Genomic DNA, 724 nt, shown 5'->3' with positions numbered 1-724 from the left:
ACAGGCAGGTGCTTTCCGCTCTGGCTTTGGCTCATTCTCATTCAGTTTTCTTTTCCCGGGATTTCCTTCCAGCTCCTTGATTGCGGTCGGAGTTGGCTTTCTTCCTCTGGTTGCCATAGGGAACACCTCCTTTCTGTCCATCAAAAAAGGACCGCCGAAGCGATCCTGTCCCATGTGGTGTATATGAACGAGAGAAAGAGCCGCTTGGCTCCCTCTCCCGGATTTAACTTATTTGCTTTCTGTTCAGCGCCTTCTTGTCAGTTTAGATCGTACAGGATGATAAGAAGCGCAAGCTGCGCGTTTTCTGTCTCCGGCTCGATGTCCCAGCCTCTGTCGTATCTTGCAACCGGGATTCCTCCGAAGCGGATCTCAAGCTTGCTGATCTTGCCGCCGTCGATTCCGTAGTCCTCGCTCGGATGCCCGTAGACCTTCGCGCTGTAGGTGAATATCTGGCTTTTAATTTTGATGCTTCCCTTGTGCCACATGGTCTTTTTCCTCCGTTTTCTTTGTGCGCCCTTTTCCTTTGGCATGTACATATATCACTCTGCAAGACTTATGTAGCAAGGAGATCCGCCGGATATATGTCACAAAGATCAGCCCCGGAATCTGTGGATTTTGTGTTATCCCGCATTTTATCTGGTCCTAAACCATACCACATTCAATCAAATTAAAAAGAGGCACAGCATAAATTATTCTGATGGATTTTACATCGGATTGCTTTATG

Annotated in this window: 1 protein-coding gene; it reads right to left on the bottom strand. The window is 47.8% G+C overall.

The features are described from left to right. Nucleotides 1–257: 257 nt before the first annotated feature. Nucleotides 258–485 carry a DUF7678 domain-containing protein gene (locus tag ACTQ1N_RS12710; protein ID WP_441476309.1) on the bottom strand — a complete coding sequence of 76 codons (228 nt, stop codon included), beginning with the start codon at nucleotides 483–485 and terminating at the stop codon, nucleotides 258–260. Nucleotides 486–724: the final 239 nt, after the last annotated feature.

Source organism: Porcincola sp. LCP21S3_C12, assembly GCF_052118625.1.
In the GTDB taxonomy this organism is placed as follows: Bacteria; Bacillota; Clostridia; order Lachnospirales; family Lachnospiraceae; genus Porcincola.
Note: the sequence above shows the minus strand (reverse complement) of the source record. Positions and strands in the feature narration are given on the sequence as shown.